This is a genomic window from Neobacillus niacini, assembly GCF_031457145.1.
In the GTDB taxonomy this organism is placed as follows: Bacteria; Bacillota; Bacilli; order Bacillales; family Cytobacillaceae; genus Neobacillus; species Neobacillus niacini_J.
Genome location: NZ_JAVDVZ010000002.1, coordinates 213,114 through 237,483 on the forward strand (window position 1 = coordinate 213,114; position 24,370 = coordinate 237,483).

Genomic DNA, 24,370 nt, shown 5'->3' on the forward strand with positions numbered 1-24,370 from the left:
TTACTCCATTCTCATTTTGTATTTCAGTAATTGTCCGGATATTTGATGATCTGGAAGCGAAAATCCTCTACATTGATAGAGCTCTCTTTCTTCATCAAAAACCAGTTCTCTTACGATCGTCTCATTCTTTAATTGCGCAAGCAACTTTCCCTCTGTTGAAGGTATACTAACTTGATATTGGTCCATCATTTCAATCATGACTTTTTCTGTTTTTCTTTTTAATTCATTACGGTCCTCTTTGTCAAAGGCGCTCACGAAGATGAGAGGAGAATTGGTCGTTGGTACAAAGTCAGGATGTTTAATATCCCTTTTATTATAAACCGTTATCTGTGTGATGTCTTTAACTTCCAAGTCCTCAAGCAGCTTATTCACTGTTTTTTCATGCTGAAAATAATCCGCATTTGACATATCGACTACATGCAAAAGCAGGTCCGCTTCTTTTACTTCTTCGAGAGTTGAACGAAATGCTGCAATTAGCGCTGTTGGCAGGTCTTGAATGAAACCAACCGTATCTGTAATTAAGGTTTGAAAACCACTCGGTAAAACCAACTTTCTTGTCATCGGATCCAAAGTAGCAAATAATTGATTTTCCTCAAACGAATCTGCTTCAGAAAGGCGGTTAAAAAGTGTTGATTTGCCCGCATTTGTATACCCGACGATCGCTATTTGGAAGGTTTTATTTTTCTTTCTTCTTTCTCGATAACGATCTCGATGGTGAACAATGACAGCCAATTGACTCTTAATATCATCAATTCTTCGACGGATATGACGACGGTCTGATTCTAGTTTTGTTTCCCCAGGTCCTCTCGTCCCAATACCTGCTCCCAACCTTGATAACGCTATCCCCTGACCAGCAAGACGCGGTAATAAGTATTGCAGCTGCGCCAATTCAACCTGCAGCTTACCCTCCTTAGACCTTGCCCTTTGCGCAAATATATCTAATATCAGCTGAGTTCGGTCGATAATTCGGGCACTTAATTCCGAAGCAAGATTTCGCTTTTGGCTTGGTGATAATTCATCGTTAAAAATAACTAAGTCCGCCTCTACCTCTTCTACAAGCGCTTTTAGTTCTTCTACTTTGCCCTTCCCTATATAAAGCGCTGAGTGGATTCGCTCTCGTTTTTGAACAACAGTCATAATAACTTCACCCTTAGCTGTTTCTGTTAAGGATGCAAGCTCTTCCATGGAATATTGGAATCGACTATCGTCTAATGTTTGCGTTTGGCAGCCAACTAAGATTGCTTTTTCTAAGCTTGTTTCTTGTTCCATACCAACACCATCTTTCATAAATTTTCTGTTCTCATCATACCAAAAAAGCTGTGAATTCCCTAATTTCATCTTATTGGTAACTCCCATCGAGGGCTAGGAGCACATTGAAAAATCGGCGGTTTCTTTGACCGCCGATTTATTGTACAATTTAATCCTCCTCAAAGACCAAATCATTACTTCTTAAGGTCATTAATTCATGTCTATCGAAACTATTTTGTAATAAAAGCCGCATCGCTTGTGCACGAATGGATTTTTCAATAATGTTACGAACATATCGGCCATTCGAAAAGCTATTTGGATTCAATACGGCTTTAACCCAAATTAAATGATCCTTGAGCTTTTTTTCCGCCTCATGACTTAAGCTATATTCTCTTTCGTCGAGCATTCGGCTGGCAATTTCCATTAATTGATCAATTGTATAATTTGGAAAGTCAATCACTAACGGAAAACGTGAATGAAGACCCGGATTTAAGGTTAAAAAATAATCCATTTCACGGGAATAGCCAGCAAGAATAAGAATAAATTCATGCTGTTTATCCTCCATATGCTTAACAAGGGTATCAATGGCTTCTTTTCCAAAATCCTTTTCCCCGCCGCGTCCTAAGGAGTAGGCCTCATCAATAAACAAGATTCCACCCTGTGCTTTTTTTATTAAGTCTCGTGTTTTCTGAGCAGTATGACCAATATATTCTCCAACGAGATCGGCACGTTCTGCCTCAATTAAATGTCCCTTTGAAAGTACATTCATCTTTAAGAAGAGCTTGCCAATCAATCTAGCAACTGTTGTTTTCCCAGTCCCTGGGTTGCCCTTAAACATCATATGAAGTGCCTGTTTTCTTGCCTTCATCCCCACTTCTTCCCGTTTTTTATTAACAAATATCCACGCATAGATTTCTTTTATCATTCGTTTCATTTCTTCCATACCTACTAATGCCCCGAGCTCGTCTTCAATTTCCTTTAATGCCGCGTGCTCCGGGGGAATAACCTTTGGAACAACTTGGGGAACTGGCAGCTCTTTCGATAATGACTTCCTCTTTTGCGAGTTGAGGGAAACAGTTATCTGTCCATTACTTTTCATGCGAATCGGTTGATCCAAAGCCTTCACCTCTCATTCTGCAAAGCAATACTCCTTCATCTATGTGTATTCATTCAGTAATCATTTCATTATAAAAAATAAAAAAGAGTCCATGGATATCATGGACTCAGGTTAGATAGAAAAATTATTGTGCATCCAGGTCAAGCTGAACATTTCTTTGCGGTGCAAAGGTTGAAATGGCATGCTTGTAAACCAGTTGTTGCTTTCCTTCTGATTCAAAAAGTACCGTGAAATTATCAAAGCCTTTAATTTGGCCTCGTAATTGGAATCCGTTCAATAAGAATACCGTCACATGGGTATTATCCTTACGGCACTGGTTTAAAAATTGGTCCTGAATGTTGATGGTGGTTTTCATTTGTATATCCTCCTCTTTTATCTCTACTAATATGTATTCGATTTTACTTGTAGCTTTCCTTCAATGTAATGAGAAATTTCGGTTATTTTTTTTGACAAATCTGGGACATCGGTCATGTCAAACCATTCTACGTCCATTTTGTTCCGAAACCAGGTTAGTTGTCTCTTAGCGTATCGGCGTGAATTTTGCTGTAAATTTTCAACCGCATCGTTAAAACTAACCTTCCCATCAAGATAATCATAAATTTCTTTGTAGCCAATAGCTTGAATAGATTGGCAATCTCGAATGCCCTGCTTATGTAAATGGCTGACTTCTTCGATTAGCCCTTCTGACATCATCATCTCAACACGGGTGTTTATCCGTTCATAAAGCTTTTCCCTCTCCATCGTTAAACCAATTAAGGCTGTATCGTAAAGAAGGTCCGGCTGTTGATTATTTTGATATTCACTCATAATCTTACCAGTACAGTGAAAAATTTCAAGTGCTCGAATGACCCTTCTAACATTATTAGGATGAATTTGGCTTGCACTTTCAGGATCCACCTTGGTTAATTCATTATGCAGCGCCTCATTTCCAATTTCTTTTGCCCTCTCTACAAGGTGTAAACGAAACTCCTCATCTGCAGGGGCATCGGAAAACTGGTAATCATATATGACTGCCTGAATATACAGCCCAGTCCCGCCAACAATAATAGGAAGCTTCCCCTTCGAGGTGATTTCAGATATTTTTGCTCGTACAAGCTGCTGGAATTCGGCTACTGAAAAACTTTCATCCGGCTCTTTAATATCAATCAAATGATGAGGTATTCCTTCCATTTCCTCGATTTTTATTTTGGCAGTCCCGATATCCATACCTCGATAAATCTGCATGGAATCACCGCTAATAATTTCGCCATTATACCGTTTGGCCAGTTCTATGCTGAGCTTTGTTTTTCCAACTGCTGTTGGACCAATAATGACTAATAGTTTCTGTTTTGAATCCACTAATTTCACACTGCCTTTTTTCATATTTCCGTGCTGGCAGGAACCATGTCACACTTACATCCTAACATATATTTTAAAAGCAGTTGAACATCAAATAAGTATAAACAAAAAATAACTTTTCTATGCATTTCTGGACAAGGATTTTAATTATCCTATTATTATCCAAATACTTTACATTCTGATAACGTTTTTACATTACGGTAACGTTTCATTTACAAACAGCCTTTTACCCCCAAGTTCGTGGTAGGCTTAATCGTAGCATATTTTGTATGAAATTAGGGAAATGTGGTGAAATAGATGTTTTCAAACTTTGAAATTGGGATTGATTTAGGGACAGCAAATATATTAGTTTATAGTAAAAATAAAGGAATAGCTGTAAATGAACCATCTGTTGTGGCCATCGACACAGATACAAAAAAGGTTGTCGCTTTTGGAATGGAAGCAAAAGAAATGATTGGAAAAACTCCTGAGAAAATTGTCGCAATTCGTCCTTTAAAAGATGGTGTGATTGCCGATTATGACCTAACTACTGAACTATTAAAGCATATCATGCACAAGGCTTCTAAAAAAATGGGCTTTGCCGTTCGGAAGCCAAATGTAGTAATCTGTACACCATCTGGATCAACAAGTGTTGAAAGGCGTGCGATTCAAGACGCTGTGAGAAATGCTGGCGCAAAAAAAATTCAGTTAATTGAAGAACCAGTTGCGGCTGCTATTGGTGCTGGAATGCCTATTGATGAGCCGGTAGCCAATGTGGTTGTTGATATTGGCGGGGGTAATACAGAGGTAGCGATTATATCATTCGGTGGTGTTGTGTCCTGCCATTCAATTAAAATTGGCGGAGACCGTCTCGATGAAGAAATCATTCAATATGTCCGTAAGGAATACAATGTCCTGATTGGAGAACGCACAGCTGAAAACATTAAAATGGAAATCGGATACGCCCTCGTTGATCACGAGGAGCTTACCAAGGATGTACGTGGCCGTGACCTTGTTACTGGTTTACCGAAGACAGTCACTCTATCATCTTATGAAATTAGAAACGCTTTAAAAGAATCATTGTCTCATATATTAGAAGCGATACGTGCAACTCTTGAGGATTGCCCAGCAGAATTAAGCGGGGACATTGTTGACCGTGGTGTTATTCTAACGGGCGGAGGAGCATTAATGAAGGGAATGGAAGAATGGCTTAGCAAAGAAATTTTCGTTCCCGTGCAGCTGGCCCAGAATCCACTTGAGTCCGTAGCAATCGGTACCGGACAAGCTCTTAAATACATGCACAAGCTTGCAACTTCAGTGAAGTAGACAAATAAAAAAAGAGTGCTGCCCAGGCACTCTTTTTTTGCATTTTATAGACTTATATATCACTTTGCTTTTTTCTCATATTATTGAAGTAAAAGAAAATCGGAAGCGGAATAACGATAAAGCCAAGACTTTTAATGATTTGGTTTTTAGCCCTTTCTCTTGTGCGGTTCTTTTCATCCTCGACGGCCTGCTCATATTTCGCTCGGACTTGTTCATCTGATAATTTTTCACTATTTTCAACTGGAACTTTCCCGTCATGATAAATCTGCTTAAAATCTTCAAAGTTTTGATAATAGCTTGGTGGACTAACCAAATCTGCTGCCGCCATAAAAATTGAAATGCCCCCGCCAATCACCATCATAAGCGTTGCAAACAAGACTAGATACGTATATAGATGTCGTATCACAGCTTCATCCCCCATTTCTTTGTTTTTCTTACCGTAAACGATTGCAATAATGACAAAAATAATAAAGACTACAGGTAAAAATGTAACTAATAGACTAAAAGCAACCATCAGCCCACCCCCTTTTAGAAAAACGCTCCCTCTTATAGTGTAATTTTACACTATACCTAAGAGTATTATAAGTACTTTTTAAAAAAAATTTTGAGATGAGAACCCCAAAACTGCTATAAGATAAGAAAGCGGGAACTCATAAAGGTGATGAGCGCCCGAAGACTTTTAAAAGACAAGAGAGCAGGCACTCATAAAGGTAATGAAAGCCCGTAAACTGCTAAAAAATGAAAGTGCGGGCACTCATCAAAGAAATAAAAAAAGAGTGTTCTCTTTTTAAAAGAAAACACTACATCACGCGTTTAAACATTTTTTCCATCTCGTAAGATGAATAATGGACAATAATCGGTCTCCCATGTGGACAGGTAAACGGATCTGAAGCTTTTCGTAAGTCATCGAGTAATGCCTGTATCTCATCATTACGTAAATGACGATTGGCTTTAATCGAAGCTTTACAACTCATCATGATTGCTGCTTCCTCACGAAGTTTTTTGATATCAACTTTTTTCATCAAAAGAAGCTGCTCAATCATGTCTTCAATAATTTGTTTTTCTTCGCCTTTTGGGAACCATTGGGGATGAGAGCGAACGATATAACTGTTCATCCCAAATTCCTCAAGAAAGACCCCGACCTTCTCTAATTCCGTACGGTTCTCATTTATTTTTAGATATTCATCCGTCGCATAATCAAGTGTGATCGGTACCAATAACTCCTGAAGCTCTGCATGGACTTGGCCTACTTTTTCACGGAAGTACTCATACTTGAGCCGTTCCTGCGCAGCATGCTGGTCAATGATATATAAACCATTTTCATTTTGTGCAAAGATATAGGTACCATGCATTTGACCAATTGGATACAACCTTGGAATCCGGCTATCTATTTCCACATCCTCAAGATTTGGTTCAATTTCTTGAACATTTTCATTTGTACCCAGTTCCGACATGCCGTAGTCCCAATTAGTATGATACGGTTCCTCTTCTGCTTTATGAAAAACTGGTACTTCAGGTGCAGGCCCTCTTTCTTGAATGGTGCTTGAAAACGCTGGCCGATCCCATTCTATTTCTTTTTTTACAGGAATAGGGTTGGTTCGTTCATCAAGAGTCAAGGAAGTCTGTTCCGGCTTAGGAATCTCTTTTTTCTCATGTGTATACGCAGTTGGTATCAATATCTTCGATTTAAATGCGTTTTTAATTATTTCCGTAACTAGTTCATTTAATTCTGCTTCCTTACTAATCCGAACCTCCATTTTTGCTGGGTGCACATTGACATCCACCAATAATGGGTCCATTTCAATATTAAGGAGAACAATCGGAAACCTTCCTATAGGAAGTAACGTATGGTACCCTTCTTGAATTGCCTTTGCTAAAGCGTAATTTTTAATAAAACGACCATTTATCATCGTAGAAATATAGTTTCTTGAAGCTCTTGTTACTTCAGGCATTGAGGCATAACCACTAATCTTGTAATCAAGTGAATTTCCGGAAATTGGTACAAGCTGCTTGGCAATGGCCATTCCATAAATCGATGCTAACACTTGACGAACATCGCCATTTCCGTTCGTTTGCAGCAGCTTACGCTCGTTATGAATTAAGCGGATAGCTACCTCAGGATGAGAGAGCGCCAATCGATTCACGACATCGGTAATATTTCCAAGCTCTGTATGGATCGTTTTCATGTATTTCAAACGTGCCGGAGTGTTATAAAACAAATCGCTAATCGTAAGATCAGTCCCGCGTCTGCTCGAAGCTTTTTCAAAAACTTCAACCTTACCGCCTTCAATCACTACTCGATTTCCTGGGCCTTCACCTGTCGAGGTCTTCATCTCGAGCCTAGAAACTGAAGCAATACTCGGAAGTGCCTCCCCCCGAAATCCGAGAGTACGAATCCGGAATAAGTCATTTTCATTCTTAATTTTACTAGTTGCATGACGTTGGAAAGCAAGTAAGACGTCATCTTCTTCAATTCCATTCCCATTATCCGTGATTCGAATTTTTGACAGCCCTGCTTCTTCCACTTCAATTTCAATAACCGTACCGCCAGCGTCAATCGCGTTCTCGACTAACTCTTTTACAACCGAAGCAGGACGTTCAACTACTTCTCCCGCGGCAATTTTATTGGATAGTGCATCATCTAATTGGATTATCTTACCCATACGAGTCACCTCCTAGCTTTTCAACTTTTTCTGAAGCTCATACAAAAGATTAATCGCTTGAAGCGGTGTTATATCTAGAAGATCAATTTCTTTCATTTTATCTAGTACTCTTTTTTCTTTAGAAGATAATTCTTGTTTCTTCGATTCCTTCGGTTCATCAAAGAAAGACAGCTGTGCTGGCTGCTCCTTTATTTTCTTCTCTTCCGTTTTTACAGAAGCTTGTTGTACATTTGGTTTTTCAAGGGCGGATAAAATTTCATTGGCTCTATCAATTAATTCCCTCGGAAGTTCAGCTAATTGCGCGACATGAATTCCATAGCTCTTATCTGTTGGGCCATCTTTTATTTTATGAAGAAAAACAAGCTTTCCATTATGCTCAATCGCACTAACGTGAATGTTCTTTAACTTCTCAAGCTCTTCATCGAGCACTGTTAATTCATGATAATGAGTTGAAAACAGTGTTTTCGCACCAATATGTTTATGGATGTATTCAATAATTGACTGTGCTAGAGCCATACCATCATAAGTTGAGGTACCACGACCAATTTCATCAAAAAGGATTAAACTATTTTGCGTAGCATTAGTAAGGGCATTTCTTGCCTCAAGCATTTCAACCATGAACGTACTTTGTCCAGATATCAAGTCGTCCGCTGCCCCAATCCTTGTAAATACTTGATCAAAAATCGGTAGCTCTGCTTCATCTGCCGGTACAAAACAGCCGATTTGCGCTAAGATCGCGGTTAACGCAATTTGGCGCATATACGTACTTTTACCACTCATGTTTGGTCCTGTAATCAGAAGAACTTCTCGCTCATTGTCCATATAGCAGTCGTTCGGAACATATTCCTGTGCATTCAGCACTTTTTCGACAACAGGATGTCTGCCTTCCTTAAGAACAACTTTACCCTCTGTTGTAAACTTCGGTTTTACATATCGCCGCTCTTCACTCACCTGGGCAAAGCATTGGAGAACGTCTAACTCACTAACCGCTTTTGCAGCTGCCTGCAGGCGTGGTATATGCTCTTTTACAATCTCACGAATTTCGGTAAATAAGTTGTATTCCAGTTCGCCGCCATTTTCTTCCGCTTGTAAAATTAATGCTTCTTTTTCTTTTAACTCAGGTGTAATAAAGCGTTCAGCATTCGAAAGCGTCTGCTTTCGTTCATACTGCCCTTCTTGTAGATGATGAAGGTTAGCCCTAGTTACTTCAATATAATAACCAAATACTCGATTATAGCCCACCTTCAAGGATTTAATCCCCGTCTTTTCACGCTCCTCGCGCTCAAGCTGAGCAATCCAGGTTTTCCCGTTTCGGCTCGCATCGCGATATTGATCCAACTTGGCATTATACCCGTCACGAATGATATTACCTTCTTTTATAGAAATTGGAGGATTCTCAACAATGGCTTGCTCTAATAAGTCTGTAATTTCCTCGCACGGATCAAGTGATTCAGCAATTTTATTGACTTCTTCATGCTGCATCCCCTGAAGAATTTGTTTTAAAAAGGGAATTTGCATTAAGGAACGTTTTAGTTGGACGAGGTCACGGGCATTCACATTACCAAAAGCTACACGCCCCGCCAGCCTTTCTAAATCATAAACTTCCGTCAGCTTTTCTCGAAGCTCCTGACGTTCGAAATACTTGTTCATCAAAACTTCAACAATTGTTTGACGCTTCTCAATTTCCTTACGAGATAGTAAGGGTCGATCAATCCACGTTTTTAGCATCCTGCCGCCCATCGCGGTCATCGTTTCATCCAAAAGCCAAAGCAAGGAGCCTTTCTTCCCTTTTGAACGAATCGTTTCCGTCAATTCAAGGTTTCGTTTGGAATAGTAATCAATTTTCATATATTGATGAATTTGATAGGTAGTCACTGGCTGAAGATGATCAAGGCTGCGCTTTTGTGAACGATATAAATAGTTTAAAAGCCTTGCGGTACTTTGCTTTAGCTTATCTTGGTTGAGATTTTCAAGAAGATGTGAAAATTTCATTTCTATTGAACTATTATCTTCAAATGAAATCGCCAGTACATCACGCTCACGCATTTTCTTTTGTAACTCGGCATCAAAGTCACTTGCGACAACCACTTCCTTCGAGCTTAAGACCGCAATCTCATTTAGAACCTCATCAAAATTAGACGAGAGCTGTGTTACCTTGCTTTCACCCGTTGATATATCTGTGTAGGCAAATCCAAATGTGTGGTCTTCAAAACATGAAATGGATGCGATGTAGTTATTTTCTTTATCCGTTAACGACTTACCATCCATTACGGTTCCTGGTGTGATTAGTTGGACAACTTCCCTTCTAACCATGCCTTTTGTTTGCTTTTTGTCCTCCATTTGTTCACATATCGCCACTTTGTAGCCTTTTGAAATCAGTTGTTCAATATAATTGGGTGCAGAATGATAAGGAACTCCGCACATGGGAATTCTATCCTCGCTGCCGCCTTCACGACTTGTTAAGGTTATCTCCAATTCTTGTGATGCTTTGATTGCATCATCAAAAAACATTTCATAAAAATCGCCTAGGCGAAAAAATAAAAAGGCATCTTGATAGTCTGCCTTAACGGTTAAGTATTGCTGTATCATCGGCGTATAACCAGCCATAATGACCTCCACTTTTTTAATCATTTCGTGTTTCTTCGACAAACTATTATATCACATTTTGTGTAGACTTAGATTAGGTAGAAATTTCTTTTATCTAAATAATGGTCAAGGATGAAATATGCCTGCATATAATTCATAGTATCAAGGAGAAAAGGGTGGTCCTTAATGGGATGGTTTGGCGGCAATTACGAGGAATATGATTTTGAAATGTTTTCTGTCAGCCATTTTGTCATTATCGCCATTCTTTTTGTAGTCTCCACAGCTATTTTTATATTTAGAGAGAAGCTCAAAGTTGAAAACTGGAGACGCACGGAGATTGGTATAGCCATTTCTTTGATCTTGATAGAATCCTGTTACCATATTTGGATGTATGTAAATGAAGATTGGGATGTCAGCCATGCGATTCCATTAGAATTGTGCAGTATCAGCCTACTTTTATCAGTCATATTATTGTTAACTCGAAAAAAGATTATCTATGAAATCTTATTATTTACGGCTTTATTGGGTGCATCACAAGCATTATTTACCCCTTTATTGAATTTTGACTTCCCGCATTTTCGCTATTTCCATTTCTTCTATACTCATCTAATGATGATATGGGTTGTCCTTTATTTCACTTGGGTTCATGGCTATCGACCAACGTTTTGGTCAGTCGTAAAACTATTTATCTTCTTGAATGTTTTAATGCCAATCATTCTGCTAATAAATAAGATCGTGGACGGAAATTATATGTTTTTAAGTTATAAACCTAAAAGTCCTAGCCTGCTGGATTTATTAGGTCCCTATCCCTGGTACATCCTATCAATGGAGTTTTTATTAATAACTCTTAGTCTGATTGTGTGGTTGATTTTTAGAGACAAAAGGCACAAACGTTAATTTATATTGACCTTTTCCCTTTAACTCATTATAATAAATAACGTTCCTAATAAAAGTGTCCCGATAGCTCAGCAGGATAGAGCAACAGTTTCCTAAACTGTAGGTCGGAGGTTCGAATCCTCTTCGGGACGTACCAGCTTTATATCAACGTTTTGACTATAGTCGAGTCCAACAGTTTCAGCTCAATAAACACATGAGACTGTAAGCGTCCTTTTCGTTCATTATCCGTATCTGATAATAACGAGAGGGGCGTTTTTATTTATGTCAACAAGTAGACGAAAAGGAATACCAATTGTCAAGAAAAGAGGTAAAGCTGTTGTCCAAGAAACCTCATTTTTGACATATACCATTGACCAAGCTTTTGACCATTTCCTTGCATTGAAGAAGTCACTTGGAGTTAGGGAAAGAACCTTTAACGAGTATGGAATAATCATGAATTGGTTTCGTAGTTGGTTATCAGAAAGCTATTCAGAGTTGACCAACGTTGAAGACATAACAACTGGAATTATTCGAGAGTATGTTGTCTATTTGAAAGAAGACCATTTTAACGAAAAGAAACAAGTATATGGACTGTCACCTTTCACTGTTAATGTTCGAATAAGGTTTCTCAAAGCGTTCTTCAATGCGTTATACAAAGAGCAGATTATCAATAAGAACCCAGTTGAAAATATCCAACTAATGAGAGTGGACGAGGATAATATTGAACCACTAACAGACGACGAGATTGAAAGAATCATATCCATTCCAGACCTATCTGAATACGCTCAATTTCGTGACCGTGTGCTTATGTTTCTAATGCTGGACACTGGTATGCGAATAAGTGAGGTTTGTGACCTTGAAGTGAAAGACATTGACTTTAAAACTAAGTCCATTATCCTTCCAGCTACCAAGAACAAGAACCGTAAACCAAGAATTTTACCTTTATCGAACCAAGTTGTTCGTTTATTACTGGAGTTAGTTACTGAAAACAAAACCTATTTCGAAACGGAATTTGTCTTTGTATCTAACATTGGAACTAAATACAATCCGAACTCATTTCGAAAGAGATTACGCATGTATGGCAAGAAAGCTGGTATCACGAAAAGAGTTTCCCCTCATGTTTTTAGGCATATGTTCTGTCGAAACTATATCTTGAATGGTGGAGACGTGTTCACACTTCAAAGGATTGTAGGACATGCTGAAATATCAACAACGAGGAAATATATCCAAATGGACGACGAGACAATCAAGAACCAACACGCTCTTTACAGTCCTGTTACGAGATTACGAAAGAGATAAACAAAAAAGACGACCTATCCTTTATGGACTGGTCGTTTTCTTATATGTAAAACCTCCGTGAAGTGACACCAGTCACAACTAATGAAAGTTGTCGTTGTATAGATTAATTAAAATAGTTGATACCAAAAGGTTGTAAAAAGAGGTCACAGCCACACAGTTAATTAGGAAGAACTAATTAGTATTCCACTCCCATTAGGACACGGAGGTTTAGCTGACCTCCAACTCCTCTCGAAAACAACCACTGGAGTCTTAACTGACTTCAGTGTTTTTTATTGGAGTCTAGTGATACTTTTTGAATCAATGAAGGAGGAAGTTAATTTGAATAGACGACTTGAGAAATACGAGGTTAAGGGAATCAGAGAGTGTTTAGGATTGACTCAACGACAATGGTCAGAAATGTTGGGTATGTCTTTAGTCAATTACAAAAGAGTGGAACAGACTGGTGATTATGCTATCAATGTTTCAGATAGTCTCGACACAAAGGTTAAGAGGAAGTTGAAAGAGCTAAATCAAGATATTGACCAGCTTCTTGAAGTAGTCCATGCAAGACCAAAGAACGGAGGAAGTAACTAATGAACAATGAACTAATGAAAACAAGTAATCTACCAGCAGAGTTCGAGCAATATTCTTCAGTCAAGATTGAAGACAATGACGGTTTAAAGCTGTCAATGAGACAACGTGAAATAGCTTTCTTGGTTGCTATCAAGTCAACAACCAAAATGTCAATGCAAGACATTGCTGACCGTTATCAGATTTCAAGAGAAATGGTTTACCGTGAAACCAGAACTCCAGACTTCCAAAAGTATCTGAAGAAGATTACTGAAGACATTTACGGTGAAATGTTTACTCTTGCAACACTAGCAATGAAAGACATTCTTGAGAATGGTAGTAATGCCCACAAAATCAAGGTCATTGGTTACGTTCTTCAAGCTGAAGGTAAGCTCAAGAATGACCACACACTTGAAATCAAACAACACCAGCAGACACTCACTGACCTTGAGAAAGAGGTTGAAGTGTTAGAAATGGAACTTGAATTATTAGGGGAGTAACTTTCCCCTTTGCGATAAATCAGAAAGGAGAGCAAGTGTCTAATGGGAGTTTTATTCATTGTAAGTTTGCTGGTCTACATGATAAATCGTGTTGACTTAAACAGAAAGTATCAAAACAAAAAATTCTAAATGGAGTGGATTGAAAATGTTAAGAAATGGTGTTGAACGAAAGAAGAATTATGCAATTATTTTCGTAAGGTCAAACAATAAAATCTTTGAATTTACAGTAAGTTTTGAACAACTTGAACTTCTTGAAAAATTAGGTGGGAAGGTTCGTTTAGTACGAGAGGAACAACCAATTCTTTATGTGGATAATTCTCAAAAGCATATCTACTTAAAGACCTTGTTTTTCGGTTATGACGGTATCATTTTTAAGAATGGTGACTCGCTTGATTTCCGTCCAGACAACATTGGTAAGAAACAATTTGATTTGGAAGGATTATTGAAAGAACTTGAGGTCAACTAGACTATCAACAGACCTAGCTCATACGAGTTGGGTCTTATTTTATTTGAGTCACTAAGAGTTGGACTAACAAATTGAAATTATGGAGGTTGGGATATGTTTCATGTTAGAAAGTTAGTTTCAGAAACATTCGGTAACAAGTATATAGCAGTAGCTATTATTGAAAGTTTAATTGATAAGTCTGCAATTCCTCAAAAGGTTAATCTTGGTTCATTTGACACTGAAGCAGAAGGTCATGAAGCCTTCGCTAAATTCTTGCAAGAACTGGAGGAGAGCTTCGGTGAGTAAACTTATTAGATTGCCAGAGAAAATGAACCAAGAACCATACGAACAATTAATAAACGACAGCTATCGTTCAGACCACGCTCTTATCATGGGTTCTATGTTTGCTGACATTATGGAGTCAAGAAAGCTGGAGGTTACTAAGGAACAAGCTCGTTTCATTATGGCAACCTTGAAGCTATGGAGTACCAAGGAAGACATTGACAGACCTATTGTTGTAAACGCTCCATGTGGTTACGGTAAAAGTACCATGCTAGAAGTCTTTGCAACGTACATGAGTCGTACACATGACCGATTTGGTTGTATTATCGTCAAACCTTTATTGAAGGAGGTAAGAAAAACTGTAGAAGCAATCAATACAACTGTTGGTTATAAGGTTGCTTTTGGTTTGGCTGGAGCTAATTCATTTGCTACGAAAGAAGAATACCAACAGCAATGGGAAGACCAAGTTAAATATCCTATTCTCGTAATCACACAAGAAATGTTCGCTAGAAAGGCTAATGCAAGAAACCTTGAGTCTATAAGTACGTTCTACGACAGTGAGGGACGTAAATCTAAACGTGAACAGCTGATTGTTGACGAGAAGCCAAAGTTAATTCAAAAGTCCGTTCTAAGTGAGAGGACACTACTGGAACTGTATCTTGACATTAAAAAGGTAGCTGGTAGGAGTAGTGGTGTTGTTCAAAAGTTTGAAGTTGTATATGAACAGTTGAGGAGAAAACTAACGAAACATGCCCAACAATTTTCTAAACTAGAACCAATTCAACCAAGTTTCTTTATTCCTAAGAAGCTGAAACTTGCATGGGAACAGAAGTATGAGGGGAACAACTTCGACTTACTATATGCCTTTGAACAGGTAATCAAGAAAGGTGGTATTCTTCAAACTAACCAACATGGTGAGACCTATGTTGACCACTCACAAAGGGCATACTTTGAGTGGAGTCAGTTCAATTCATTCATACTTGACGGAACAGCTAAACTTGATTACGACTACGGAACTTATGCAGACGACTTCCTAATCATGCAACCTCAAGAGAAGAAGTCCTATAAACACGTTACCTTCAAGTTAGGTGACGAGACTACAATGTCAAGAACCTTCTTTAAGGATAGTAAGAACGCATTTGAACGTGTTGTTGATATGCTTAAAACTGATATTCTACCAAAGCATAAACAAGTCATGATTGTTGTTTATAAAGCTGACCTCGAAAAGTACCAAGAAGCTCTTGCTGATTACTCACATAAAATAATGTGGAAGCACTTTGATAACGGTAGGAGTTCCAATGAATACGCTCATTGTGACGCTGGAGTGTTCTTGGGTTGGCTGATTAAACCAGCTAATCACTATCTTGGTCAAACTCAAGCAATCACTGGAGAAACACCAGACACAGGATTTAATTCGCATAAGACCAAAGGTTATGAGCTGGCTGACCCACGAGCTGAAGAAATTAAGCTTGCTGAACTCATTGTCGAACGTATACAGGATATTGAACGAGTACGACTTGGAGCAACAGATACACCAAAGACCATTTACATGTTCCACAAGGATGTTGATATGCTTCAAGAGATTACTAAACACTTCCCACAGTCCAATGTTGAATGGTTTAAGACTAATTTGACGGATAAGAAACAAACAGCTGAAAGCAAGCTGGTTGAGTTCTTTATGGGTATGAGTGAAGGTCAAGAAGTCAAAGGTAAATTCATTTATGAGGAAGTTCTTGGTGTTGACCGAAAGACATTGCAACGACTGTTGAAACAACCCCGAGTTCAACAGATAATGCTTGAACTTGGTATTTCTAAAGTTGGACAGAAGTTTGTGAAGCAATAATTCAAAAATGGGACACTTTCTATAAGAATATCTTTTATAGGAAATGTCTCACTTTTTAAAACTCACACTTTTCTATAAGAATATCTTTAATAGGAATGTGTGATTTTTTCATTGGTAAACAACCGTGCTATATTTCCAATCTGCGGAAGGGTAAACCGTCCCTTCCTTGATTGGCTTTAAAACCAATTCAATATTGAGGGTTTATAAGAACTATGTTCCGTCCAGCTTGCTGGCGGTGTACTATTGATTGACTGTGACTCAATAACCAAGTCGAACGCTGTGAAAGTGTACAAGATAATTCCAGTTAATAGGAAATGGTAGTTGGCAATTAGTTTACAATGTCCGATATAGTCCGATTTATCTGCTGTAACCTTTATTTACTCGTCCAACTTTGAAATTTCAATTCTTATGGAACAGTGACAACTAATCAACAAAAGTCAACCAATGTAACAAAATATAAAAAGAGTTACTTTCAATACCTTATCAGACCAACATTCCGTTTATACAGATTTCCATTCATGTGACCAACTTTGGTGTTAAAGTGAGTCCAACATGACCTCTTGCATAAAACTAAACCAGAGAAACCAGTAATTCCAACAATTCATCTGCATAACCATGAATAATGATACAACCATGAATTTATTTAAGAGGTGCAAAATGCAACTATCAAAAGAGTCATAACTTAAAAGTATTGACACCGTTTTTCCCTTCCAGTAAAATCAAGGTATCGAGAGGTATCAAAACTTAGTGTCATAAATGAAAGGGGAAATTACAGTGAAATACGGATATGCGAGGGTGTCAACGGTACAACAGGACTTAGAGTCACAGCTTCAAGCGTTAAAGAATGAAGGTTGCGAGAAAATCTATTCCGAAAAGTTCACAGGAACTAAGTCAGACCGACCACAGTTTAATGAACTCCTATCCGTCTTAAAGGAAGGTGATTGCTTAGTAATTACCAAGTTGGATAGATTTGCAAGGTCAACAACAGACGCTCTGGAGACCATTAAGACGCTGTTTAACAACGGAGTGAAGGTTCATATCTTGAATATGGGTATTGTTGAAAATACACCCACTGGTAGGTTGATTTTCACTATCCTAAGTGGGTTTGCTGAATTTGAAAGAGACATGATTGTGGAACGTACTCAAGAGGGTAAAGCTATTGCTAAACAACGTGAGGACTTCAAGGAAGGTAGACCTAACAAATTCAGTAAGAAGCAAGTGGAACATGCTTTGAAGTTACTGGAAACACACTCCTACAAAGAGGTAGAAGAAACTACTGGTATTAGCAAGAGTACGTTAATAAGAGCTAAGAGAAAACTCACGAACTAATGGAGGGGATAACAATTCCTCTCCTTTTTGTTTGGACTGTGAGAGCTTCATAATTAGCTCACATTGAACGATAGCAATGAGGATAATGTTCTTGGTCTTCCGCTTCAAATAAAGCTTAAATAAAATAAATAGAGGACTCCCACTCTGCTCTGTTTGGAGGACTTGAGCTGGAGCTGAAGGTTCTGTATAATCTACACACCCTTTGACTTGGTTGAAGCTTTGTTGAGACACCAGAAGCACTCGGTTTGGGGGTCAGCCAAAGCAAACTCCTGCAACTGGTTCTTAAACTTTGCTTGCAGAAAAATTAAAACTCTAGTTCATTCTTCAAGAAGACCGTACACCACCCCTAACCTAGTCTAAATATCCCTCCTCCCTTGTCTAAAATTTACGTAACAAAATTTTTAAAGCTCACGGACATTGAAAGTCCCCTACCCAAGAACTAGGGGTATGTCATTTTAGAACTTAGTCTGAATAAATATTTTCATAATTTTTCTTGAAACCTCGGAATAAAGGAATAACCGTAAAATATGTAGAATTATGTAAATAGAACTATTTCAAGGAGGAAAATTCATTGGACATTAGCACTATAAGTGTAATTGGTGGTTTAGCAGTTTCGGCAATAACAGTTCTTAGCACGGTTTGGGGAAGTTATTACACCAAAAGGAAAGAGCAAGAACAGGAAATTATGTTAACGGTCTTAGAAAACTCTTTTAAGGAATACGAATTTAGGGTTAACCATGCAATTGAAGAAGCTAAAAATAGTGGGAGACCAGCTTCTTTATATCCTTATGATTATTATTTAATGCACTTTGCACAGCTGGTGAGATTGATTGAAAAAGGAAAATTGACGGAGGAAAACATTAAGAAAGTCGTTCAAGACCAAAAAATGTTTAGGAGAGTATATAAGAGTGAACTTGAAAAAAGTGAAATGTATGATAGTTGAAGTATCTAAACATGTTCAGAAACCCAGTCGTTCTCTACTGTCTATGCTTGAACTAATATACTTCTAAAAACATATCAACGAATAAATTACCAAATATATTATTGAAAATATAGTAGTACGAGGTGGACAACTTGATATGACTCCATTCAGAGAATTTGTAAGAATAGGGAATGTCTTAGGGAACACAGTAACGAACCCAGCAGAGAACCCAACGAGGAACTTAGTCAAAGGAACGTAGTACAAGCAGAAACCAGCATTATGACTGTATTTCTGAAACTTGTTAATATAGAGGAGTAAACGGAGTAAAGCGAGTGAGGGGTTAAATCACGGAGTTATGAATGTAACACAACAGTTTACCTTGTCCTTAAACCATGCTATCATGTGGATATACGGTTTTAATGAACGAGGGACTACAGTGTGAACGTTGGTCTTCTCGACTTTGTAATTAAATGGTTGAAACGCTTGATATATATGAGTTTGTTCCTGTTTAGGTCGACACTGGGAAGTAAATTACAGTTTCCTAAACTGTAGGTCGGAGGTTCGAATCCTCTTCGGGACGTACAAAAACCCTTGCTGCTGCAAGGGTTTTTCTGTTTTATCTAAGTTTTCAATAAAATCTATCATTACTAAAGATTAGTTTTTTATAAAAGTTAAAATATTATCAATGAACGGCTCTGTTTTTTCAATTTGAGTCCAATGACCACATTCATTAAAGACATGTAATTCTGCATGCGGTAATAGTTGAATTAGGCGATAGCTAGTGTGCTCGATTGGAATCACCTGGTCATTTAAGCCGTGGAAAATTAATGTTTTAGTCTCTATTTCTTTAATTTGCTCATCCTCTAATGCCATTTCATCTAATTTTTTTTGGCGTGGAGCCGGGAACATCGCAGAGAAAGATTCTTTTACATCAGGCCGAATACTCGCCTCATAACGCATACGTACAAGTTCCTCATTGTTTGCTGCTTCTTGATTATAGGAGAATAATTTAATGAGTTCTCTCATTGAATCCAGACTTGGCTCATAGCCCCATACGCGGTCTAAGCCTTCAGAAATAGGATGTTTTGTACCAACACTGCCCATCAAGATTAATTTTTTCACTAAATCCGGTCTGCGATATGCGATTTGAAGAGATAATGCACCACCAAATGAATTACCCACTAAGTAAACCGGTTCATTCGAAACTGCTTCAATAAAACTGATTAAGTGTTCTACCCATAAGCCAATATGATAATCATGATTAGATAATTTATCTGTTTCACCGAAGCCAATAATATCTGGTGCAAAAACATGATACGAATCACTTAAACGTGGAATGACTAATCGCCAGTTTGCAAATGCTGATACCCCTGGACCTGAGCCATGAATTAAAATGATTTTTTCATTTCCTGTGCCCTCTTCATGATAATGTGTGTTAATTCCATTAATATTTATAAATTTTGAACTGATTTGCAAGTAAACCCCTCCCTTTACTATTTCAATAGTTACTCATTATTGTCATATATATAGTAGTTAGAAAAACACAACTCGACCAAATAGGCCGAGCTAATGACTTCCTAATCTATTGAGGAAGAGGATGTAAAAGCCTCTTCTATTAATGTTGGTACGTTCAAAGTAAACAAATATCATGTATTTTCTGTATGATTAATTTTTAACAAGTTTTTCAGCTCTAACAGGTGTACCGTATTTGAAGAATTCTTGAGGTAAATTAGATCCATGCCAGATAATAGCCTTCTCTAAATCTTTACCTTTCCACTCAATTGTTTTCCAAGAAGGATCGAAAATTTGATAACCTGGATCACCGAACAATTCAACCCGATTCCCGCCTGGCTCGACAACATATAAGAAGGCAGCCTGTGTAACACCGTGTTTTCCTGGACCAGCTTCTATTACATAGCCACTTTCAATTAGTAAATCTGCCACATCTGATAAATGTTGAGGATAACCGTACCAGTAGCAAATATGATGCAGACGACCTTCTTCACCTAATGCATCTCCCATTATGGCAATGTCATGTACTAAGTTACTTACACTTAACCAAGCTGCAATATCAGAATTGTCCTCAGCCAGAATGCGCTCACGGACTTTAAAGCCTAGTACCTCCTCGAGGAAATCCACATTCCTTTTCGTTTCTTTTGCCAATACATTAACATGATCTAAACGACGGACAGGTACTCCGCGGCTTGGACGTCTTTGCGGACGATTTAGTAAAGGAGTTTTTTGATCATCAGGTGCATTGTAATACTCAACATCCCACAAAATTTCCATTTTATGACCATCTGGTGATGTAAATTGGTAAGCACGTCCGTGACCGATATCACCCTCGATCCAACCGATACCGTACCCTGCTTTTTCAATTGCAGCTACACGACGTTCTAATGCTTGAGGCGATGTTGCTCGCCAACCAATATGACCCAAGCCGGCTTCATCATTTTCAGTGATAATTAACGTGTTATGATAATGATCCTCATAGGCGCGCATATAAACCGAATTCCCATGACGATATGATTCATCCATACCTAGGATATTTTTAAAAAACGCTACAGACTCCTCTAATTTTGGGCTATAAATCTCAATGTGTGCAAGCTGGGCTATATCTAAAATAGGTTCTTTTGTCATTTTATTATTCCTCCAATATTTTTTTTACCAGGTTGGGTGACCTTTAAATCCAACAATAGTTCTTCCATAACCTGCCATTGCATCCTCGTATTGATGTGTTGGATGAGCAGCAACTGCAAGAATATCACGAACGAATCTCTCACTACCATCGCTTTTGTATACTGAATTACCACCGAGTGTAATCAAAATACGGGTAGCCATTTCTGATGCTGTTTTAGCTGTATATCCACGAATTGCAAACAGCAATTCACGCTCTTCTTCCTCTAATACTCGAATACTGTTATCTTGATAATAATGTAATCGATCCGCATAATCTTTTGCTAAAGCCTTTAATGCTGTTAACTGAATGTTTAATTCAGCAAGCGTACGTTGAGCAGACCCTGCCTCTTTTTCGTTCGTATTATTATTGAAGATCCGAATGCGATTTTCAGTTTTTTCTTTAAAGTTACGAATCAACCGTTCAATTGCTCCAATTAAAACGTGTTGGAAGCCAGCCAAGAAGAATGCAAGATAAGGAACATTGAAAATTTGATAGTCCTCTTCATAGTTTTCATCTGGCGAAGTAGCCCCATTCAGTACCCTTGTTAATGGGAAAACATAGTGTGGTGGAACATATACGTTATCTACTTTAACAGCGTTACTGCCTGTTCCGCGTAATCCGATCGTATCCCAATTCTCAATAATTTCTGTATCTTTTTTATGAACGATAAATAAGCTGAACTCTGGTTCTGTACCGTCCTGCATTTTATGAACTGCGCCTAATGCAATCCAGTCGCACCCAAATACCCCACTACAGAAATTCCATTGACCTGTTAAACGGTATCCTTCTCCGTCATCAATCACCTTTCCAATTGGCGCGAAAACATCAGCCATTAAAGCACCGCTATTGAATAACTCGTCACGCCCTTTTTTAGGTAGAAACGCAGGCCATGTTTCATGGATAATAGCAAAGTATGTTAGCCATGCAGCCGAAACATTGTAGTTAGCTACCGTTCGAATAATATCGCCAAAGGTATAGTAGTCTAAATTTTGTCCACCATATGCTTTAGGCCTTAGTAACTTTTGAAAGCCTGCTTCTTTGATTTTTTCATATACCACATCTGGTAGTCTTGCATCCAGATCGGCTTGTGCAGCATGCTTCTCTGCCAGTTCTCCAAGCTCCTTTGCTTTTTGAAGTAGTTTTTCTCGATTAATAGTCCTTTGAAGAACTGCTAATGAATTAACTGCCATTTCCACTTCTCCCTTCGGTTTGCAAACGTTATCATTTTAAGCAGCGGTTACCTGTCTGAAATTTATTGTAATAGCCTGAACTGATTAAAAATAGCTACACTAACTACGGAAAAATGGTTATTTTTAGAATATTTAGACTAATTAGTTTCCTAGAATATTATAGAAAGTGATTATTACTGCTATTATCTAGTGTTTTTACTGTGAACATAGTAGAAATTATTTTTTTGAAAAATTAAAAAAACCTTAGAAAATAGTCTCAAAAACTAAATTCTAGGGCCCTTCTCTTGTTAATTGTTTTTGGGGTTTACTTATAAGTCGATTTTCCCCTGTGCTTTTAAAATCTTTAATGCCATATAAATTGAAAAAATACGTTTTGTATCATTTAAGTCAATATTTAAAATCTCGCTAATTTTACTCATACGGTATCTTAGCCCACTAATAGACATTGAAAGAGCTTTAGATGTGTTATTCAGATTAATTCCATTCTCGATATATGCATATAACGTCTTTGTCAAATCAAAATCCTTATCTACTTCTAGCAATCTACTTAACTGTTGTTTTACAAAACGATCAATCAATATTTCATCTTGTATTTGAAATAAAACACTTTCAATCTCCAAATCCTCAAAGAAGTAAATATGCTTTTTTGAATTTTTTGCCTTTAAAGCAGCTAATGATTCATTATATAAAATAGTTAACTGGCTGATATTTTCAACTACCGAGCTGGCACCTATATAAAATGCATATTTTACAAAACGGCGTAAACAATGCTGTAATAATTGATTTATAAATATTTGTCGTTCAGTACATAACAATTTAAAAGTTGAATATTCAATTAAAATAATCATTTTATCTAAATTTTGAGATACAATGGCATTTATATTTCTTTCTTTTAAAAACAAATTAATATGTCTGATTAATTTTTCATTTACTTCTATTTCATGATTAATTTCGGATTGGTTGGTGGTTCTTTCTAAAGTAAGCACCCAATAAGATTCATCAGGAGGAAAATTAAGATAATAAGCAATTTTATAAATTTCTTTTTGCTCTAATCGTCCTTCTAAAATATCATTTAAAAAACTGCGCTTTACATTTTGTTCGGTATTAATCTTAATATTTTCATTTAGTAATATGACAGATACCGTTAAAGAGGCTTTATCGATAATCATGTACTCAAAATCAGTTGGCTTACAACTTTCTAAATAAAGAAACGAACAATACCCCTTTACTTCAGTCTCAAACAAAATAGGGGTTCTAAGTATACCGATTTCAGGAGAAATACTGACAAATTCAGTTTTCCTAGATTTTATTTTAGCTAAATCAAAGTTAATCGAGACATTCTTAGATTTCGCTATAATTTTGTTATATTCATTTTCTATAAATGTTGGTATTCCAGTTGTATCAAATAATAAGTCTACAATTCGCTGTACTCCTTGTTTGGATAGTAATTCCTGGGTCAGTTTTCGTTGGACTTCATTTGCTAGTTTTAAATAATCACGTTCAATTTTTAGTTTTGCTGTTACCTCATCCAATTCTTGAATCATACTGGTTGATTGGTAATAGCTAGATTCATTTTCTAGTTCTTTACCCCAGTTTTCAATCGGCATACAAATGGCTTTACATTCCTCATACCCCATCGCACGACATTCAATTTCTTTTACAATAATAGACTTTTGCAAAACAGTAGATAAATAACCACTTGCATATCCGCAAAGTGTATGACAGATAGGCTTATTACTAGGCACCCCGTCTTTTAAAAATTCGTCAGCCTCAAATGAATTTATCCACGTTACATCAATGTGTTTTATTTGATTTTTTTCGTCAAACTGCATATCTGTTATTTTTACTTCATCTATATAACCATGCAGCATGTGGAATTTTGGTCCGTTTTCAATTAGTTCCCGCTCAGTTTTCCATTGAAACGACTTTACTTTTTTTGCATCACTTTCACCGCAATGCCAGCCATATCGAATAAAAACCCCTTTAGTACGATCTTCCCCTATAGTCGATACAAGTTCTTTTTTTAACGATGTTCTTGCTCCAATTGGAATTGTAATGATGCGATCATAAAATACTTTTAAAGCTTCCTCTTTAGGCAATCGGAAAACATCATTAATATTTGCTTGTCCTAAATCCGCCTGCATACTCATCCATCCACCCCTATAATGAGAATATTCTAATCTATGAAACACTTCATA

21 protein-coding genes and 1 tRNA gene are annotated in these 24,370 nt (G+C 37.5%); 11 read left to right on the forward strand and 11 right to left on the reverse strand.

The window, feature by feature from the left end; translation table 11 throughout:
• From hflX to miaA, 4 genes are all read right to left on the reverse strand, one after another.
• On the reverse strand, positions 1-1,269 hold the full coding sequence (gene hflX, locus J2Y03_RS05855; protein WP_310193001.1) for a GTPase HflX: 1,269 nt from the start codon (positions 1,267-1,269) through the stop codon (positions 1-3).
• 148 nt (positions 1,270-1,417) lie between these two features.
• Entirely contained in the window at positions 1,418-2,365 is a 948-nt protein-coding gene (gene spoVK, locus J2Y03_RS05860; protein WP_310191828.1) for a stage V sporulation protein K, read from the reverse strand.
• Positions 2,366-2,489: 124 nt separating this feature from the next.
• Positions 2,490-2,720, reverse strand: coding sequence for an RNA chaperone Hfq (hfq, locus tag J2Y03_RS05865; protein WP_034672853.1), 231 nt, complete (start codon positions 2,718-2,720; stop codon positions 2,490-2,492).
• A 26-nt stretch (positions 2,721-2,746) separates the two neighbouring features.
• Positions 2,747-3,727, reverse strand: coding sequence for a tRNA (adenosine(37)-N6)-dimethylallyltransferase MiaA (miaA, locus tag J2Y03_RS05870; RefSeq protein ID WP_310191831.1), 981 nt, complete (start codon positions 3,725-3,727; stop codon positions 2,747-2,749).
• Positions 3,728-4,000: 273 nt separating this feature from the next.
• Here miaA and mreBH point away from each other — a divergent pair, with 273 nt between their 5' ends.
• Positions 4,001-5,008: a rod-share determining protein MreBH gene (mreBH, locus tag J2Y03_RS05875; RefSeq protein ID WP_132091325.1), complete on the forward strand. Its 1,008-nt coding sequence runs from the start codon at positions 4,001-4,003 to the stop codon at positions 5,006-5,008.
• A gap of 52 nt (positions 5,009-5,060) precedes the next feature.
• Here mreBH and J2Y03_RS05880 read toward each other — a convergent pair whose 3' ends face one another.
• From J2Y03_RS05880 to mutS, 3 genes are all read right to left on the reverse strand, one after another.
• Positions 5,061-5,522, reverse strand: coding sequence for a hypothetical protein (locus tag J2Y03_RS05880; protein ID WP_310191833.1), 462 nt, complete (start codon positions 5,520-5,522; stop codon positions 5,061-5,063).
• 286 nt (positions 5,523-5,808) lie between these two features.
• Positions 5,809-7,671, reverse strand: coding sequence for a DNA mismatch repair endonuclease MutL (gene mutL / locus J2Y03_RS05885; RefSeq protein ID WP_310191836.1), 1,863 nt, complete (start codon positions 7,669-7,671; stop codon positions 5,809-5,811).
• A gap of 12 nt (positions 7,672-7,683) precedes the next feature.
• Positions 7,684-10,278, reverse strand: a complete 2,595-nt coding sequence (gene mutS, locus J2Y03_RS05890; protein WP_310193003.1) for a DNA mismatch repair protein MutS — start codon at positions 10,276-10,278, stop codon at positions 7,684-7,686.
• A 165-nt stretch (positions 10,279-10,443) separates the two neighbouring features.
• Between mutS and J2Y03_RS05895 the strand changes: the two genes are divergently transcribed.
• The 10 genes from J2Y03_RS05895 to J2Y03_RS05940 all read left to right on the forward strand — a co-directional run bounded on the left by J2Y03_RS05895 (position 10,444) and on the right by J2Y03_RS05940 (position 18,323).
• On the forward strand, positions 10,444-11,154 hold the full coding sequence (locus tag J2Y03_RS05895; protein ID WP_310191838.1) for a YwaF family protein: 711 nt from the start codon (positions 10,444-10,446) through the stop codon (positions 11,152-11,154).
• A gap of 57 nt (positions 11,155-11,211) precedes the next feature.
• Positions 11,212-11,285 (forward strand) — tRNA-Arg (locus J2Y03_RS05900).
• A gap of 130 nt (positions 11,286-11,415) precedes the next feature.
• Positions 11,416-12,432 carry a tyrosine-type recombinase/integrase gene (locus J2Y03_RS05905; RefSeq protein WP_310191840.1) on the forward strand — a complete coding sequence of 339 codons (1,017 nt, stop codon included), beginning with the start codon at positions 11,416-11,418 and terminating at the stop codon, positions 12,430-12,432.
• A gap of 318 nt (positions 12,433-12,750) precedes the next feature.
• Complete coding sequence (locus J2Y03_RS05910; RefSeq protein ID WP_310191843.1) at positions 12,751-13,005, forward strand: hypothetical protein; 255 nt, start codon at positions 12,751-12,753, stop codon at positions 13,003-13,005.
• Positions 13,005-13,481: a phBC6A51 family helix-turn-helix protein gene (locus J2Y03_RS05915; RefSeq protein WP_310191845.1), complete on the forward strand. Its 477-nt coding sequence runs from the start codon at positions 13,005-13,007 to the stop codon at positions 13,479-13,481. Before J2Y03_RS05910 ends, J2Y03_RS05915 begins: the two co-directional genes overlap by 1 nt.
• Positions 13,482-13,626: 145 nt before the next feature.
• On the forward strand, positions 13,627-13,947 hold the full coding sequence (locus J2Y03_RS05920) for a hypothetical protein (protein ID WP_310191847.1): 321 nt from the start codon (positions 13,627-13,629) through the stop codon (positions 13,945-13,947).
• A 93-nt stretch (positions 13,948-14,040) separates the two neighbouring features.
• The gene (locus tag J2Y03_RS05925) at positions 14,041-14,232 is read left to right on the forward strand and encodes a hypothetical protein (protein ID WP_310191849.1); all 192 of its coding nucleotides are present in this window, start codon (positions 14,041-14,043) and stop codon (positions 14,230-14,232) included.
• A complete protein-coding gene (locus J2Y03_RS05930; protein ID WP_310191850.1) occupies positions 14,225-16,051 on the forward strand; it encodes a DEAD/DEAH box helicase family protein in 1,827 nt (608 codons plus the stop codon). Before J2Y03_RS05925 ends, J2Y03_RS05930 begins: the two co-directional genes overlap by 8 nt.
• Positions 16,052-16,825: 774 nt before the next feature.
• Positions 16,826-17,380, forward strand: coding sequence for a recombinase family protein (locus tag J2Y03_RS05935; protein WP_310191851.1), 555 nt, complete (start codon positions 16,826-16,828; stop codon positions 17,378-17,380).
• A 571-nt stretch (positions 17,381-17,951) separates the two neighbouring features.
• Positions 17,952-18,323 carry a hypothetical protein gene (locus J2Y03_RS05940; protein ID WP_310191855.1) on the forward strand — a complete coding sequence of 124 codons (372 nt, stop codon included), beginning with the start codon at positions 17,952-17,954 and terminating at the stop codon, positions 18,321-18,323.
• Between the two features lie 633 nt (positions 18,324-18,956).
• Here J2Y03_RS05940 and J2Y03_RS05945 read toward each other — a convergent pair.
• From J2Y03_RS05945 to J2Y03_RS05960, 4 genes are all read right to left on the reverse strand, one after another.
• The gene (locus J2Y03_RS05945; protein ID WP_310191856.1) at positions 18,957-19,778 is read right to left on the reverse strand and encodes an alpha/beta fold hydrolase; all 822 of its coding nucleotides are present in this window, start codon (positions 19,776-19,778) and stop codon (positions 18,957-18,959) included.
• Between the two features lie 189 nt (positions 19,779-19,967).
• Positions 19,968-20,942 carry a catechol 2,3-dioxygenase gene (locus J2Y03_RS05950; RefSeq protein WP_310191858.1) on the reverse strand — a complete coding sequence of 325 codons (975 nt, stop codon included), beginning with the start codon at positions 20,940-20,942 and terminating at the stop codon, positions 19,968-19,970.
• A 24-nt stretch (positions 20,943-20,966) separates the two neighbouring features.
• Positions 20,967-22,172 (reverse strand): acyl-CoA dehydrogenase family protein, encoded by a 1,206-nt coding sequence (locus tag J2Y03_RS05955; protein ID WP_310191860.1) that lies wholly within the window; start codon positions 22,170-22,172, stop codon positions 20,967-20,969.
• Positions 22,173-22,480: 308 nt separating this feature from the next.
• Entirely contained in the window at positions 22,481-24,322 is a 1,842-nt protein-coding gene (locus J2Y03_RS05960; protein WP_310191863.1) for a XylR N-terminal domain-containing protein, read from the reverse strand.
• Positions 24,323-24,370 lie beyond the last annotated feature (48 nt).